Genomic DNA, 14,140 nt, shown 5'->3' with positions numbered 1-14,140 from the left:
GACGGATTGGCGACTACCGTGTGTGGCCGGTGATCAACGGTGGGCTCATCGGACACATGGTGTGCCCGCGCGCACTGATGCCGAACATCCGTTTTGTACGCCGAATCCTGTTCCTGGGGCCCCACGTACCAAGGACGCTGATGTCTCAACTTCGCGCACCCGCCGCGCGGCCGGACCGCCGTGAAGGCGGGCGGCACGGCCGGCCAGGCGCCCGTTCCCTGCCGTACCCGGGGAGGTCGCGCTCCTCGTCGTCCCCCCCGGAGGTCCGTATACGTCCCCAACTCCTGCGCGCCGCCGTACTGCCGGCCATCGTGGTCGCGATCGCCGGGGCGGCCGCCGTGGTGTTCACGATCCGCTCCACCGGTGCCCGCCCGTCCCTCCAGCTGTGGGCCGCGCTGACCGGCTCGGCGGCGCTCACCGCGGCCGCCGTCGCCGCGGCCGTGATCGGCGCCAACCGGGTGGCCACCTCCGTGCTGGACCGGTGCGACGCCCTGCGCCGCGGCACCGCGCGGGGCCAGAACGAACTGCGCGCCCTGGTCGAGCAGTTGCGCCGCGGCGAACGGCCGCCCGCCCGCCAGGGCACGCGGCCGCCCTCCTCGGGCGGGGACGACTTCCACCTGCTGACGGAGGAGCTGAGCCGGTCCCACGAGGCGGCCGTGGCGGCCGTCGTCCAGGCGTCCCGGCTCTCCAGCAGCGTCGGCAACGAGCAGAAGGTCGAGGTCTTCGTCAACCTGGCCCGCCGCCTGCAGTCCCTCGTCCACCGCGAGATCCAGCTCCTGGACGAGCTGGAGAACGAGGTCGAGGACCCCGAGCTGCTCAAGGGCCTGTTCCACATCGACCACCTGGCCACCCGCATCCGCCGGCACGCCGAGAACCTCGCCGTACTGGGCGGCGCCATCTCGCGCCGCCAGTGGACCAACCCGGTGACCATGACAGAGGTGCTCCGCTCCGCCATCGCGGAGGTCGAGCACTACCCGAGGGTCAAACTGGTGCCGCCCATCGAGGGCACCCTGCGCGGACACGCCGTCGCCGACGTCATCCACCTCCTGGCCGAACTGGTCGAGAACGCCACGCTGTTCTCCGCACCCCACACCTCGGTGCTGCTGCGCGCCCAGTACGTCACGGCCGGGCTGGCCGTGGAGGTCGAGGACCGGGGCCTGGGCATGTCCCTCGCCGAGCAGAACAAGATGAACGCCCTGCTCTGCGACCCCGACCAGGTCAACGTCGCCCATATGCTCCAGGACGGCCGGATCGGGCTGTTCGTCGTCTCGGCGCTGGCCCGCAGGCATGGCATCGCCGTACGCCTCCAGTCCAACATCTACGGCGGCGTCCAGGCCGTGCTGGTCGTGCCACAGGGGCTGCTCGGCCCCGAGCCCCACCGGGACTCCGCCTCCGAGCAGCAGACCGAGCACCAGACCGGGCACCGGGCCGACTCCGTCACCAGCGGCTCCGCCACCCCCCTGCCGCCGCACACCCCCGGCGAGGCGACGGTCCCCGAGCCCGTGCGCCGCAAGCCGGTCCACGCGGCCACCACCCCGCCGGTCATGCCGCACCAGCCGCTCCACGGACCGGACGGGCCCGCCACCCCCGCGGCCGCCCACGACGGCACCGCGCCCCTGCCCGTACGCGGCGACCGGCCCGACCGGCCGGACCCGCGCACCGAGCCGCCCGCCGAGCGACCCGCGGACGGCCCCCAGCCCCCCACGGACGGCCCCCAGCCTCCGGCGGACCGTCCCCAACTGCCCAAGCGCCGTGCGCAGGAGCACCTCGTCCCGCAGCTACGGGACGCGCCCGTCCCACGCGCGTTCGACGACCACGCCCTGCACGACCCGGGGCTCATGGCGGCCTTCCAGCGTGGCATCGGCCTGGCCGAGTCCATGCCGGCGGCCCGCGACGCCCCGTACGCACACGACCCGGAACACCCCCCGCACACCACGCACCCCGAACCGCAGCGACACGACGAAGCTCACAAGGAGTAGATGCACCATGGCGAGCGATGTGCCGAACGGCCATTCCTCGGATCTCGACTGGCTGCTCACCGGCCTGGTCCAGCGGGTCCCGTACACCCGCAGCGCGGTTCTGCTCTCCTCGGACGGCCTGGTGAAATCCGTACACGGCCTGGACGCCGACAGCGCCGACCACATGGCGGCCCTGGCCTCCGGCCTGTACTCGCTCGGCCGCAGCGCCGGCGCGCGTTTCGGTGACGACGGCGAGGTCCGCCAGGTGGTCGTCGAACTCGACTCCACCCTGCTGTTCGTCTCCACCGCCGGGACCGGCACCTGCCTGGCCGTACTCGCCGGCCGCGAGACGGACGCTGCGGTCCTCGGGTACGAGATGACGATGCTGGTCAAGAGCGTACGGCCCTACCTGGTCACGCCTCCCCGAACCGCGGCGGCGGCACCGGGCGGCGGCACGGGGCGCTGAGCCGTGTCCCGCCGGCACGACGCGCCCTGGCTCGACGACGCGGCCGGCCGACTCATCCGCCCGTACACGGTGAGCGGCGGCCGCACCCGGCCGACGGCGGCGCTGGACCTGCTCTCCCTGGTGATGGCCACCGGTACGGTGCCGCAGACGCACCTCGGCCCCGAGCACACGCTGGCCCTCGGGCTGTGCGACGGGCCGACCTCGGTGGCCGAGATCGCGGCGCACTTACGGCTGCCCGCGGTGGTCACCAAAGTGCTGCTCTCGGACCTCGTGGACTGCGGGGCGCTGACCGCGCGGGCGCCCCGTCTGCACGACAACCCCACCGACCGTTCCTTGCTGGAGGCAGTGCTCAATGGCCTACGACGACGGCTCTGAGGACCGAGCCGAGAAGGACGACATCTTCCCCACCGCCCTGAAGATCCTTGTCGCGGGCGGCTTCGGGGTCGGCAAAACGACCTTCGTGGGAGCGGTCAGCGAGATCCCACCGCTCAGTACGGAGGAGTTGCTCACCACGGTCAGCGCGGCCACCGACAGCCTGGAGGGCGTGGAGCAGAAGACCACGACCACGGTCGCCATGGACTTCGGCCGGATCAGCCTCGACGACCGGCATGTGCTCTACCTCTTCGGCACGCCCGGCCAGGAACGCTTCTGGTTCATGTGGGACGAGCTGTCCGAGGGCGCCCTCGGAGCGGTCGTCCTCGCCGACACCCGGCGCCTCCAGGCGTCGTTCTCGGCGGTGGACTTCTTCGAGCGGCGCGGCATCCGGTTCCTGGTGGCCGTGAACGAGTTCGACGGCTCGTACCACTACGAACCGGAAGAAGTCAGGGTCGCGCTCGACCTCAAGCCGGAGGTCCCGGTCGTCCTGTGCGACGCCCGGATCGCCAGCTCCGGGATCCAGACCCTGGTCACCCTCGTCCAGTACCTGCTGGACACCAACCCGGCCCCGGCACCGGCGCCGAGCTACGGAGTACCGACATGACGTACGACCCGACCGGCCATCTGCTGCTCACCCCCGTCGACCGGGAGGCCCCGCTGCGTGTGCGGCGGCTGCGCCAACTCGGCCTCGGGGAGCGACCCGACCCCGCCTTCGACGCGTTCGCCGCGAAGCTGGCGAAGGTGACGGGCGCACCGTACTCGATGGTCAACTTCATCGACGAGAACCGGCAGTTCTTCGCCGGCCTGCACACCCCCACCGGCACCCACGCCGTCGCCGATCTGGAAGTCACGATTCCCGGGGGGAGCGGTGGGGTCGGCCGCTTCATGGCCCGCGACCACGGCTACTGCCCCCATGTGGTCGTACGCCGCAAGGCGCTGGTCCTGGAGGACGTCTGCGACTATCCGAGGTTCGCCGGGAATCCGGTCGTGGACGAGATCGGCATCCGCTCCTACCTCGGAGCACCGCTCATCGACCGTACGGGGACGGCCCTGGGCACCATCTGTGTGGTCGACACCGAGCCGCGGCCATGGGGGCGGCCGGGTCTGGAGACGATCAAGTCGCTCGCCGCCGAGCTGGTGGAGCAGATCCACCGCCGCGAGGACGGCCGCCTGTGACCCGTGGTCCGTCGACCCGTGGTCTGTCGACCCGTGGTCCGTCACGGGCCTGGTGACGGTCCCCGAGGGGGCCTCCCGCGCTCCCTCGGGGACCGCCACCCGGCGCCGGGCCCGGCTAGAGGGCGGCCGGCTCCCTCCGTACGACGTCGGCGAGCCGCTGTGACCACTGGCCCTTCGCCGAGCCGAGCGCGACGTCGGCGAGCCGCAGCAGCTGGACGTCGGAGGTGCCGGCCGGGGCGAAGATGTGGTGCGCGTCGCGCAGGTAGCGCTCGATGGGGCGGTCGGTGAAGAGCCCGGCCGCGGCGTGGATCTCCATGGCGCCGCGCGCGGAGTCCAGTGCCGACTCGACGTTGACCAGCTTTGCGTTCATCAGCTCCGCGTCGCAGGGCAGCCCCTCGTCGAGCAGGTGCACCGCGTGGTACGCGGTGAGTCTGGCGGTCATCAGCCGCGACTGGATCTGGCCGAGCTTGATCTTCACATTCGGCAGTTCGTGCAGGGGCTTGCCGTACCGGTGCCGTTCCTCGCAGAACCGGACCGTCTCCTCCAGGATCGCCTGGTGCAGGCCGAGTGAGACGGCGGTGAGGTTGGCCCGCCCGTACAGGACGCTGGAGGAGTACGCGACGGCGAGTCCGTCGCCCTCGTCGCCGAGCCGGTTCGCCGCCGGAACGCGGCAGTTGTCGAAGAACAGCTCGCCGAAGCTGAAGCCGTGCAGACCCATGGCCGGTTTCTGGTCACCGACCCGGAAACCTGGCCGGTCGGACTCCACGAGGAAGGCCGTCAGCCCCTTGGAGCCGGGGCCGGTCCGTACGACGACCCCGTGCAGGTCGCCGACATGGCTGTTGCCGACGTACACCTTTCGGCCGTTCAGCAGATAGTCGTCCCCGTCGCGGACCGCGGTGGCCGCCATGCCCAGCACATGGCCGCCCGACTCCGGTTCGGTGACCGCGATGGTCGGCAGGCACTCGCCCGCCGCGATGGCCGGCAGCCATGTCTTCTTCTGCTCGTCGCTGCCGAAGTGGACGATCTTGGCGGTACCCAGTTGCGAGGCCTGCACCATGGCCCCCATGGCGCCGCTCACCCGGGACAGTTCCTCGATGATGATCGTCTTTCCGAGATGGCCCACGCCCATCCCGCCGTAGTCCCTGCTGATGGTGGCGCCCAGCCAGCCCTGCCGGGCGATGAGCCGGGACAGCTCGTGGTGGACCGACCGGGCCGTCTCCATGGCCGGTATCAGTGGCCGCACCTCCGTCTCCGCGAAGTGCCGCACCTGCTCCCTCAGTCGATGATGGAGTCGGCTGGCGAAGTACCCGTCCATGCGAGGCCTCCTCTGCGAAACGCCTGCTCGCGCGGTTGTTCGAGCAGTTGGTGCATCGGCAGTGGTCCCGTCCCGAACGGGCCGACCACCTCATGGTGTTGATCACTCCGGAACGATTCAATGCCGAGTTCAACTTTGTCCGAAACACGGGGCGTTGACGTGTGGTGAGAGCTGTGTTTCGCGTGGCAGTGCCCTGTCCTGTTCTATCCGAAGGGCATTCCCCCAGCGCTTCTTTCTGCCACATGCCAAGGGCAAAGCTTTCCCGGGCGTATCGCGCCGACGGCCGCATCACACCTCAGGAATGCACCGGCGTCCCACGGGTACGCATGCGCCGGATCAATTCGGCGTGAATGTCGACCGAAACATTTCCGTACGTGAGCGGGGGCTTCGCGCTTCTGCCCGCCCCACAGGTCTCGGGGACCCCACAGACGGCCGGGCACACGGTGCCGGCCCCGGCGCGTCGGTGCGCGGTCCGGAGCGGGCCGCGCGCCGCGTCGTCCACGGCGCGCACCGGGGCGTGCGACACCGCCCGCCGCGCAGGGGCGCCGCGCCCCACGGCATGCGGCTGCGGCCCGCCACGCTGCCGGGCCCACCGCACGGTGGTCGGAACCGCCCGTCGTCCTCCCCGAGACCATGCCCGCCGGCCGCGAGGCGGTGACGTCGCCTTCCGTGGCGCGGCCGCCCGGACGAGCGCCGGCCCGGGCGGCGACGGCCCGCGGACGCCCCGGCAGGAGCTCCTCGGCGAGGACCCCATGGCGGCGGGGACGGCGTAGTACGCCATCGGCGCGTGCAAAGCGGTTAGTGATCACCGGCCGGAGTGCGGTATTGTTCTGGTGCACGCCGGGCCGGGGGAAACCCCAGGTCAGACGGGCAACGGGACGTGGCGCAGCTTGGTAGCGCACTTGACTGGGGGTCAAGGGGTCGCAGGTTCAAATCCTGTCGTCCCGACTCGTGAGAGTCGCAGGTCAGGGCCGGTTTCGGAGGCATCCGAAACCGGCCTTTGATCATTTTCGGGGACCCGTTTGGGGACCGGCGCACGTGACCGGCGCCAGAGGGTGACCACGATCGGGCTCGGCGGGGATCGTGTGGCGCGGAGCACGCTGAGGTCTTCGGAGAGCGCTGCGCGGGCAGCCGTGATCTTGTGTGCGTCCGGTGTGGGTAGCGCTGGGTGGTACGTCACCCGTCGCATCCACGGGGCGTTCCGGCTGGCCGCGTACCCCAGGTCACCGGAGACCGTGTGGGGCTCGGCGCGGGCGTCAGAAGGGCGGCGGTGCGCCGGGTCCACCGTCGTCCGCGCCGCTTCGGCAACCGGCGCAGATTCCGGTGAGCTCCAGGGTGTGCTCGACGTCCGCGAACCCCGTCGACCGGACGACATCGGCGGTGCCGGCCCGCTCCACGTCCTGCAGCGCGCGGTACACGGTGGTGAGCCCGACGCGGACGCCCGCCTCGCCCATCAGCGCGTGGAGTCCCCTGTGACCGTCACCACTGACTCCCTGATGAACGCTCTTCCTGCGGTACGACGCCAGGGGCCTGCGCAGCACGCAGCATGCAGCACGCTGCACGGCTCGCAGGCCCCTGGCCGGTGACGATCGCATGCCGTGTGCCGTGTGCCGGGCATGCGGTGGAGCCTCAGTCCGTCGTGGGCGGAGGAGTGGACCGGGCCGCCACCCGGGCGAGGACGAGTGCCACGAGCGTCAGCCCGCCCAGCACCGCCGCCGTACCGGGGTATCCGCCGAGCGCGAGCCCCACACCGCCCAGCCCGGCCCCGAGGAAGACGCCGAAGCTCATACCGGCGGCGTTGATGCTGAGCGCCGTGCCCCGCAGGGAGCCGCAGCGGCGTACGAGCAGTGTGGTGACGCAGGCCGCCACCGTCGCGTGTCCGACGCCGACCAGCGCCGTCAGCGGAAGGGCGAGGAACAGCGACCGCGTGAAGAAGACACCGACCAGGGCGGACAGCGCCACCAGCAGCGCCAGTGCCATCAGGCGCTCGCTGGGGATCCTCGGCCGTTCGGCGCTCAGCAGTCGCCCGGCGAACAGGTTGCCGAGGAAGAACGACGTGCCGCTGAGCGTCCACACGATCGTGAACGTCTCGGGTCCGAGACCGAAGCGTTCGTCGTAGAAGGCGGCGAGGTAGGCGAGGTAGCCCATGAAGGCCGCCGTCCGCAGCATGGCGACCAGCAGCAGCGGGACCACTCCGGGCAGGGCTCCCAGCAACCGGAACGACTCCAGGTACCCCGGCTTCTCCGCCTTCTCCGCCGCGCCGCCCACGCCCACATCGTGGCGACGGCGGCCCCGGAGGAGGAAGTACAGGGCCAGCACGGACGAGACCGCGGCGATGGCCCACAGGTCCCCCTGCCAGCCCCACAGCAGGGCCGGCAGTGCGACCAGCGGCGCCGCGAGGAGGGCGGTCAGCGACTGCGTGGCGGTGATCAGCGTCGCCGCGCGGCCCGCGGCGGCGTCGTTGTCGAAGCGGTCGGCCGCGGCCGCCGTGAGGGCCGGGTTCAGTACCGCCGTACCGGCCCCGACGAGCAGGCAGAAGGCCGCCAGCATCAGGAGATCACCGCTCGCGCCGAGCGCGGCGGAGACGGCCAGGACGGCGAGTCCGCCCGCGGCCGCCCATTCCTTGCGTACGCGGTCGATCAGCGGTGCCAGCGCGGTGCCCACGGCCAGGGCCGCGAGGCCACCGAGGCCGCGCAGTTGGCCGAGTGCGGCGATGCCGCCGTCCGCCGCGTGGGCGATGGGCACGAGGAAGGTGCTGTAGATCGTGAAGGGCACCAGCCCGACGGCCGAGGCGAGCATGAACGGCCACAGGAGGCGGGTCATCTTCCAATCGCCCGGTACCTCTCCGCCGCCCGTCGCAGCCTGCCCCACGGCCGTGTCGGCAGCCTTGGCGGGAGCCTCGGGGGAGGCCGCGGCGCCCTGGGTCTCGCTGCTCATGCCTGCTCCGCCCGGTACCGGTACAGCGCGGTGGCGTCGGCGCTGAACTGGGAGAAGGGGAAGGGCTCGGCGGACAGCGCGGTCACGCCGGCACCCAGGAAGGCGCGCGCGACGGCGCTGCCGGTCTGGGCGTACACCACCAGAGGCAGTTCCTGCTTGCGGCAGTGTTCGAGGATCTGGTCGAAGCTGCCGTTGCTGAGCGTCATGCCGGTGGCGACCACGGCGTCCGCCTCGGCGAGGACCTGCGCCATGTCGTCGGTGACGGGGTCGCCCCAGTTGGTGGTGCGCAGGTTGAAGTCGCAGGGCAGCGGGACGCCGCCCTGCTCGCGTATCGCGGCGACGAGCGGGTTGACGACGCCGATGAGGGCGACCTTCGCGCCGGGCGCGATGTCGAGGAGCCCGGCCACGGCCGCGTCCCTGGCCTGCGCCCGCTCCTCCGGCGTTCCGGTGGGAAGGGTGACGGTCTCGGCGTTCGCGGCGCTGCGGTGCGGTTGTACGCGCCCGAGGTAGGCGTCGAGCGCGGCGATGCGCACCGGCGCCGAGTCGTGCCGGATGAGGGTGTCGAGGGTCTGCCCGGAGGCGTCGGCGCAGAAGTCGGGGGCGACCTCGCCGGCTTCGAAGGAGCAGGCGCCGAAGGCGTCACCGGACCTCATCAGCAGGTAGCTGTTGCGGTACGTGACCTGGCTGCCGGCGAGCCGGGTGGTGTGGTGGAGCCAGAAGGCGCTGGTGACGGCCAGTTCCTGCGGACGGGGGCCGAAAGCGCCGTCGAGGACGGCCTGCTGGAGCTCGGGTACGGAGTACGGCTGTGAGGAAGGCATATCGGTTCTTTCTCGGGGGTGTTGACAAAAAAGGAGGGAAAGTCAGGGAAGGTCGGCGAGCCGCTCCGCCCGGTAGGGGAGCGCCGGGAGCTCGGGACGCCCGGCGGGCTGGAAGCACAGCAGGAGCGAACGCCGGTCCCGGGCCGTCCGGTTGGGGCCGGAGCGGTGCACGATGAGCCCGGGGAACATCAGGACGGAGCCGGCCGGCGCCTCGACGGTCACCGCGCCGCTCACATCGGTGCGCGCGGTGTCCACCAGCAGGCCGGTGGGCTCGGACCGGTCCCGCGGCGCGGGACCGGCCAGGTGGCTGCCCGGCACGATCTCCAGAGCGCCGTTGTCGGTCGTGACGTCGTCGAGGAAGATCATCGCGGTGGCGACGTCCCGGGCGTCGGGCCCGGCGCAGCAGTACCAGTACGGGTAGTCCTGGTGCCAGCGGAACTCCGAACCGACGCCCGCGCGCTTGAAGTTGAGCTTGGAGGTGAACGGACCGAGCCGCTCGCTGTTCACGATCCGCCGTATGGGGCCGGTGATCCGGTCGTCCGTCCACAGGGCGTCCAGCGCCGGGTGCAGGTGCGTGACCGGTGCGAGGCTGCGGACCGCGGGCGGACGGGCGTCGGGCTCCCAGTGGACGGTGGTGCCGTCCACCTGCTCCAGCCGGTGCCCGTCCGGCCACACGGTGACGTCGGCCACCCCTTCCGATGCCTTCTTGGTCACGCGCGCGAGCACGGCTTCCGCCGCCTCGCCCACAGCCGCCGTCCCGGCGGCGTCGAGGAGGCGCGGCAGGAGAACGAAGCCGCGTGAGAGCTGCTCGTCGAGGGGCATGACGGGAGACCTTCCGGTCGGAGAAGGGCAGTACGCAGGGGCGGTACGCAGGGGCGTTGGGCACGCCCGGCGGCGACGCTAGGCCCTTTCGGGCACCAGAACAGGACCGCCACGCAGCAGCGCGCTGTCGGTCGGCGGCCAGTCCATCGCCGACCACGGGTGCCGCAGCTCGTCCTGCGCGGTGACCTCATGGGGCCGCAAGGACCCGAGGCCCACGGCGTCGGGGTGGTGGGCGTAGGCGGTGTCCACGTACCGGTGCCCGGTGTCGGCGGCGAGGAAGACGTACGTCCTGGCGGTGTCGCGCTCGCGCTCCCACAGGGTGGCGAGGTACGCGGCCCCCGCCGACAGGCCGGCGAAGATGCCGCTGGCCCGCAGGAGTTCGACGGCGCCCGACATGGCGTAGTCGAAGTTGACCCAGTGGATGCGGTCGTACAGATCCTGCCGGACGTTCTGGAAGGGGATGGAGCTGCCGATACCGGCGATGATCATGTCCGGGTCCAAGACGTGCTCGGCGCCGAAGGTGACGCTGCCGAACGGCTGCACTCCGACGAGCGTCACGTCCCGGCCCGCCTCGCGCAGGTAGGTGGCGATGGCGCCGGTGGACGCTCCGGTGCCCACGCCCCCGACGAGCGAGAGCGGGCCCTCCGGGACCTCCTTGCGGATCAGGTCGGCGACGTCGCGGTAACCCAGGTAGTGGATGGCGTCGTGGTACTGCCGCATCCAGTGGTAGTGCGGGTTCTCGCGCAGCAGTTCCCCGATCCGCTCGACGCGCAGGTTCTGGTCCAGGCGCAGGTTCTTGGAGGGCCGCACTTGTTCCAGGGTGGCGCCGAGGATCTCCAGCTGGACCCGGAGGGTGCGGTCGACCGTTGTCGAGCCGACGATGTGACAGTGCAGGCCATAGCGGTGGCAGGCGAGGGCGAGCGCGTGGGCGTAGATGCCGCTGGAGCTGTCGACCAGGGTGTCACCGGGTTTGACCTGTCCGGTATCCAGCAGATGGCGTACGGCGCCGAGGGCCGAGTACAGCTTCATCGTCTCGAAGCGCAGACAGATCGCGCCCGGGGGGACGCTCACGACGTCCGGTTCCTTGACGGCCTCGGCTATGTGCTCGTGCATGTCTTGTCCTCCCGGTCAGGCGGCGTCGTGGCGGATGAGCTTGAACAGGTACGCCTGGCAGTCGTCGCCCTCCCATGTCTGGCGGTGCAGGATCTCGGGCCGGAACCCGGCGTCCATCCCGTAGCCGACGATCCGCTTGAGTTCCGCGGTGTTGGAGACGATCAGGTAGATCTCGCCCCCGGGTGCGAGCAGGTCGCGCGTGACGATCTGGTCGAAGAAGCGCGTGACGATCTCGGCGCCCACACAGACGTTGCGGACCACGGTCGGATCGTCGCTGGTCCGTGTGGAGACCGCGGGCGGGTTGAAGGTGATGACGTCCAGCCGGGGCGAGTCAGGGAACTCCTCGAAGAGGTTGGACACCAGGGGCCGGAAGACCGTGTCCGGCCGGTCCCCGACGATGCGCCGGTAGTGCTCGGCGGCCGTCGCCACGCTGTCCGGGTGGACGTCGGCCGCGTAGATCTCCCGCGCCCCGAGCGTGCCGGCGATGACGGCCTCGACACCGAGTCCGACGCCCATGGCCGCGTACGACCTGCCCTTGACGGGGATCGTGCCGTCCAGCAGCCGGTCGTGCACGATGCGGCTGGTGTCGCCCGGCTTGAAGACGCCCGGCGGCAGCGTGAACGCCCAGCCGTTGTACTCGTACGTCCGGGTGGTGTGGATGTCGGACGCGGAGCTGTTGATCGCGAGGATCTCGTCCCGGGGCAGCGTGCCGGGCAGCGAGTCCAGCACGGCACGGGCGTCGTCCTGGGACGCTGCGGCGCCGCCGGCTGCGGTCCGGTCGGTCATGGGTCCTCCGTGGTCGGGGTGTGGTGGAAGCTCGTGCAGTGGGGAACCGGGTGCGGCCGGCCGGGGCAGGCCGGTGGCCGCCAGGGCCGTGCCGAGATCCCTGGCGCGTACGAGGCGCCGGGTGAGGGTGGCCAATGGCGCTCGCAGTGCCTGGTCGGGTGCTCCGGTTCCGACGGTGTGGCCGCCGTCGATGACGACGATGTGGTGCGCGACGACGGTGAGAAGTCCGAGGTCGTGGCTCACTCAAAGGAGCGCGGTGCCGTGCTCCTCGCGGAGCCGGGCGAGTTCGGCGAGAACCGCTGCGGTGGCGCCCGGGGCACTCCACGCCGGGCCGCCGCTGCCGGAGCCGGCACCGCACCCGGTGAGCGCCAGGGCGTCGGCGGTGCCAGTGAGGGCGAGGAATTCTCGGCGGCTGTGAAAGACCGACATGCTGCTCCCAGAAGATCACATGGAGTGGTCCCCGCACCGCGGCCGCTGGACGGAGCGGAGGGTGCGGGGCCCGAGCAGCATCCATCAGATGAAAATGATTGTCAATGTCGTCTGATGATCCCTCAGGGAATGACCGGGCCTGTGGTGGCTTGCGCGGCCGGTCGCAGTCCGTACGCGTGGCCGCGCCTTGTCCGCCCGCCGCATGCGAGCGGCGCTGACAGAGGCGTGGGACGCGTTGATGGGCACGGCGATGCCGGGGTCGTCCTGTTGACCGGGTGCGGCGCCTCCGCCGGGTCTCGACAACTGCGGCCGGCGCATCGCCGGGCGGTCACCTGCTCCTTGAGTGCCTCCTCCCTTCCGCCGGCTGCTACCGCTTGCCGAGGCTCCGTGGTGACCTCGGCGGTTCGGCGTGACGGCGGCGAGCGTCGGAGGGGTAGTAGTGATAATCATTTTCATATACGCTGTTCTGGCTGTCGCCTTCGGACGGGAGTTTGTATGGAACCGCGCGACGTGGCCGCCGGATTGGCAGAAGGGACAGAGAGCTCGGACCGACTGTTCAGCGCGTTGTGGTCGCCGATCGGTGCGGCCACCATCAAGGCCGCGCGCCTGCGCCCAGGTGCGCATGTGCTCGACGCATGCTGCGGCTCGGGGGCGTCCGCGATCCCGGCCGCCGATCAGGTCAGCCCGCACGGCGTGATCGACGCAGTCGACCTCGCGGAGGCCTCGCTTGAGCGGGGCCGCGCGAAGGCCGCGATCCGGGGTCTGTCCAACGTGCGCTTCGTGCGGGGCGACGTCCTCGACTGGCCCGCACCTCCCGGTGGTTACGACGCCGTGGTGTGTTCGCTCGGTGTCTCCTCGTTTCCCGACGTGGCGGCAGGAACAGAGCGACTGCTGAGGCTGGTGCGGCCTGGTGGCCGGCTGACCGTGGCCATCTGGTCCCAGGGCGTGTTCGAGCCGCTGGCGGAGTTGATCCATCGGGCCGTCGTGCCGGAACGGCCGCGGCTTGCCGACGTCCCACGGCCGGCCACCCCGCTCCAACCCCTCGGCACAACACGGTCGTTCAGGGACTGGCTCGCTGCCCGCTCGCTGTCATGCATCGATGTGCAGTACGTCCCGCTCGCCGTGCCCGGCGATCCCGGCCTGTTGTGGTCCCTGGTGTCCGGCACCAGGTTCAGGGGCCTGCTCGACGGCTTGCCCGTCACCGCGGTGGAACGCGTCCGCCGGCGGTTCACGGCGGGCCTGCTCGCCGAGGGCCACGACACGATCGACTTCTCCGCGCTTGTGGGCACGGGGACTCTCCGCCGCGTCGCCCCGCCTCGCCGTCCCCGAAGTGCCCGCAGCTTGCTGACCGCCGGCCAGCCCATCGGGCCCGCGCGACAGATCGGTTGACCTACAGGAGACTCATGCCCCGTCGTCTGTGCACCTCGGAGTCAGCCGGTACGGATCGGCACGCCCTACGGTCCACCGTCCGATGCCCTGATGCTGGGCACGGCCGAGGGGCGGCGAGTGGCGTTCCTGCCCCGGCGCGGCCGTGGGCACCGCATCCCGCCGTACAAGATCAACTACCGGGCGAACCCACTGGGCGATCCGGTCTGTCGGTGTGCGCCGGATCCTGGCCCCCTGCGCGGTCGGCCCCCTCCGGCGCGAGCTGGGCCCGGGCACCCCGAGGCGGTCCCGGCTCGGGAACCCGCCCTCGGCTACGCCGCCGTGGCGCTCTTGACCGATCTGGACGCGGGCATCGACGCGACGGAGAGCGTTGCCCAGGAGGAGGTCTTCACGGTCTTCGCCTTCGGCGCCCTGGTCGCTGTGGCGCTAGGGCTGCCGTTCGACTGCATCGCCTGGGTCAGGCGGACGAGGAAGAGGCAGGCGGCGCGCCCGCTTCCGCGTAGCCGATGCAGTCATGGCGTCCGCCCAGGCGACGGGTGAACGCCACGCGCCTGATCAG

14 protein-coding genes, 1 tRNA gene and 1 pseudogene are annotated in these 14,140 nt (G+C 71.4%); 8 read left to right on the top strand and 8 right to left on the bottom strand.

The window, feature by feature from the left end; all coding sequences use genetic code 11:
* Positions 1–140 precede the first annotated feature (140 nt).
* The 5 genes from QWM81_RS15450 to QWM81_RS15430 are packed head-to-tail and all read left to right on the top strand — an operon-like array spanning position 141 to position 3,975.
* Complete coding sequence (locus QWM81_RS15450) at positions 141–1,979, top strand: sensor histidine kinase (protein ID WP_290112550.1); 1,839 nt, start codon at positions 141–143, stop codon at positions 1,977–1,979.
* Between the two features lie 7 nt (positions 1,980–1,986).
* Positions 1,987–2,424: a roadblock/LC7 domain-containing protein gene (locus QWM81_RS15445; RefSeq protein WP_290112549.1), complete on the top strand. Its 438-nt coding sequence runs from the start codon at positions 1,987–1,989 to the stop codon at positions 2,422–2,424.
* A 3-nt stretch (positions 2,425–2,427) separates the two neighbouring features.
* Entirely contained in the window at positions 2,428–2,799 is a 372-nt protein-coding gene (locus tag QWM81_RS15440) for a DUF742 domain-containing protein (protein WP_290112548.1), read from the top strand.
* Positions 2,777–3,403, top strand: coding sequence for a GTP-binding protein (locus QWM81_RS15435; RefSeq protein WP_290112547.1), 627 nt, complete (start codon positions 2,777–2,779; stop codon positions 3,401–3,403). Before QWM81_RS15440 ends, QWM81_RS15435 begins: the two co-directional genes overlap by 23 nt.
* On the top strand, positions 3,400–3,975 hold the full coding sequence (locus QWM81_RS15430) for a GAF domain-containing protein (RefSeq protein ID WP_290112546.1): 576 nt from the start codon (positions 3,400–3,402) through the stop codon (positions 3,973–3,975). The genes QWM81_RS15435 and QWM81_RS15430 overlap by 4 nt, the downstream gene beginning before the upstream one ends.
* 115 nt (positions 3,976–4,090) lie before the next feature.
* Here QWM81_RS15430 and QWM81_RS15425 read toward each other — a convergent pair whose 3' ends face one another.
* Positions 4,091–5,290, bottom strand: coding sequence for an acyl-CoA dehydrogenase family protein (locus QWM81_RS15425; protein ID WP_290112545.1), 1,200 nt, complete (start codon positions 5,288–5,290; stop codon positions 4,091–4,093).
* An 874-nt stretch (positions 5,291–6,164) separates the two neighbouring features.
* On the opposite strand from QWM81_RS15425, the gene QWM81_RS15420 reads away from it, so the two are divergent.
* Positions 6,165–6,238 (top strand) — tRNA-Pro (locus QWM81_RS15420).
* 308 nt (positions 6,239–6,546) lie between these two features.
* Here the strand turns inward: QWM81_RS15420 and QWM81_RS15415 are convergent.
* The 7 genes from QWM81_RS15415 to QWM81_RS15385 form a co-directional block, all read right to left on the bottom strand.
* Entirely contained in the window at positions 6,547–6,852 is a 306-nt protein-coding gene (locus QWM81_RS15415; protein WP_290112544.1) for a hypothetical protein, read from the bottom strand.
* Positions 6,853–6,919: 67 nt separating this feature from the next.
* Positions 6,920–8,227: an MFS transporter gene (locus QWM81_RS15410; RefSeq protein WP_290112543.1), complete on the bottom strand. Its 1,308-nt coding sequence runs from the start codon at positions 8,225–8,227 to the stop codon at positions 6,920–6,922.
* Positions 8,224–9,045, bottom strand: a complete 822-nt coding sequence (locus QWM81_RS15405; RefSeq protein ID WP_290112542.1) for a Rossmann-like domain-containing protein — start codon at positions 9,043–9,045, stop codon at positions 8,224–8,226. The genes QWM81_RS15410 and QWM81_RS15405 overlap by 4 nt, the downstream gene beginning before the upstream one ends.
* Before the next feature lie 42 nt (positions 9,046–9,087).
* Complete coding sequence (locus QWM81_RS15400) at positions 9,088–9,867, bottom strand: phytanoyl-CoA dioxygenase family protein (protein WP_290112541.1); 780 nt, start codon at positions 9,865–9,867, stop codon at positions 9,088–9,090.
* 78 nt (positions 9,868–9,945) lie between these two features.
* Positions 9,946–10,980 (bottom strand): pyridoxal-phosphate dependent enzyme, encoded by a 1,035-nt coding sequence (locus QWM81_RS15395; RefSeq protein WP_290112540.1) that lies wholly within the window; start codon positions 10,978–10,980, stop codon positions 9,946–9,948.
* Between the two features lie 15 nt (positions 10,981–10,995).
* Positions 10,996–12,009, bottom strand: a complete 1,014-nt coding sequence (locus QWM81_RS15390; RefSeq protein WP_290112539.1) for a class I SAM-dependent methyltransferase — start codon at positions 12,007–12,009, stop codon at positions 10,996–10,998.
* On the bottom strand, positions 12,010–12,195 hold the full coding sequence (locus tag QWM81_RS15385; RefSeq protein WP_290112538.1) for a hypothetical protein: 186 nt from the start codon (positions 12,193–12,195) through the stop codon (positions 12,010–12,012).
* 495 nt (positions 12,196–12,690) lie between these two features.
* On the opposite strand from QWM81_RS15385, the gene QWM81_RS15380 reads away from it, so the two are divergent.
* Positions 12,691–13,584 (top strand): class I SAM-dependent methyltransferase, encoded by an 894-nt coding sequence (locus tag QWM81_RS15380; protein WP_290112536.1) that lies wholly within the window; start codon positions 12,691–12,693, stop codon positions 13,582–13,584.
* 54 nt (positions 13,585–13,638) lie between these two features.
* Positions 13,639–13,858 (top strand): annotated as a pseudogene (locus tag QWM81_RS29270) (5'-methylthioadenosine phosphorylase); the annotation flags it as partial.
* Positions 13,859–14,140 lie beyond the last annotated feature (282 nt).

The organism is Streptomyces ficellus, assembly GCF_030406405.1.
Taxonomy (GTDB): domain Bacteria; phylum Actinomycetota; class Actinomycetes; order Streptomycetales; family Streptomycetaceae; genus Streptomyces; species Streptomyces ficellus_B.
Note: the sequence above shows the minus strand (reverse complement) of the source record. Positions and strands in the feature narration are given on the sequence as shown.

What these genes read in the sequence shown, in the direction of transcription:
- QWM81_RS15450 (WP_290112550.1), top strand. Translation starts at nt 141, where the DNA reads ATGTCTCAACTTCGCGCACCCGCCGCGCGGCCGGACCGCCGTGAAGGC.
- QWM81_RS15445 (WP_290112549.1), top strand. Translation starts at nt 1,987, where the DNA reads ATGGCGAGCGATGTGCCGAACGGCCATTCCTCGGATCTCGACTGGCTG.
- QWM81_RS15435 (WP_290112547.1), top strand. Translation starts at nt 2,777, where the DNA reads ATGGCCTACGACGACGGCTCTGAGGACCGAGCCGAGAAGGACGACATC.
- QWM81_RS15430 (WP_290112546.1), top strand. Translation starts at nt 3,400, where the DNA reads ATGACGTACGACCCGACCGGCCATCTGCTGCTCACCCCCGTCGACCGG.
- QWM81_RS15425 (WP_290112545.1), bottom strand. Translation starts at nt 5,290, where the DNA reads ATGGACGGGTACTTCGCCAGCCGACTCCATCATCGACTGAGGGAGCAG.
- QWM81_RS15410 (WP_290112543.1), bottom strand. Translation starts at nt 8,227, where the DNA reads ATGAGCAGCGAGACCCAGGGCGCCGCGGCCTCCCCCGAGGCTCCCGCC.
- QWM81_RS15405 (WP_290112542.1), bottom strand. Translation starts at nt 9,045, where the DNA reads ATGCCTTCCTCACAGCCGTACTCCGTACCCGAGCTCCAGCAGGCCGTC.
- QWM81_RS15400 (WP_290112541.1), bottom strand. Translation starts at nt 9,867, where the DNA reads ATGCCCCTCGACGAGCAGCTCTCACGCGGCTTCGTTCTCCTGCCGCGC.
- QWM81_RS15395 (WP_290112540.1), bottom strand. Translation starts at nt 10,980, where the DNA reads ATGCACGAGCACATAGCCGAGGCCGTCAAGGAACCGGACGTCGTGAGC.
- QWM81_RS15385 (WP_290112538.1), bottom strand. Translation starts at nt 12,195, where the DNA reads ATGTCGGTCTTTCACAGCCGCCGAGAATTCCTCGCCCTCACTGGCACC.
- QWM81_RS15380 (WP_290112536.1), top strand. Translation starts at nt 12,691, where the DNA reads ATGGAACCGCGCGACGTGGCCGCCGGATTGGCAGAAGGGACAGAGAGC.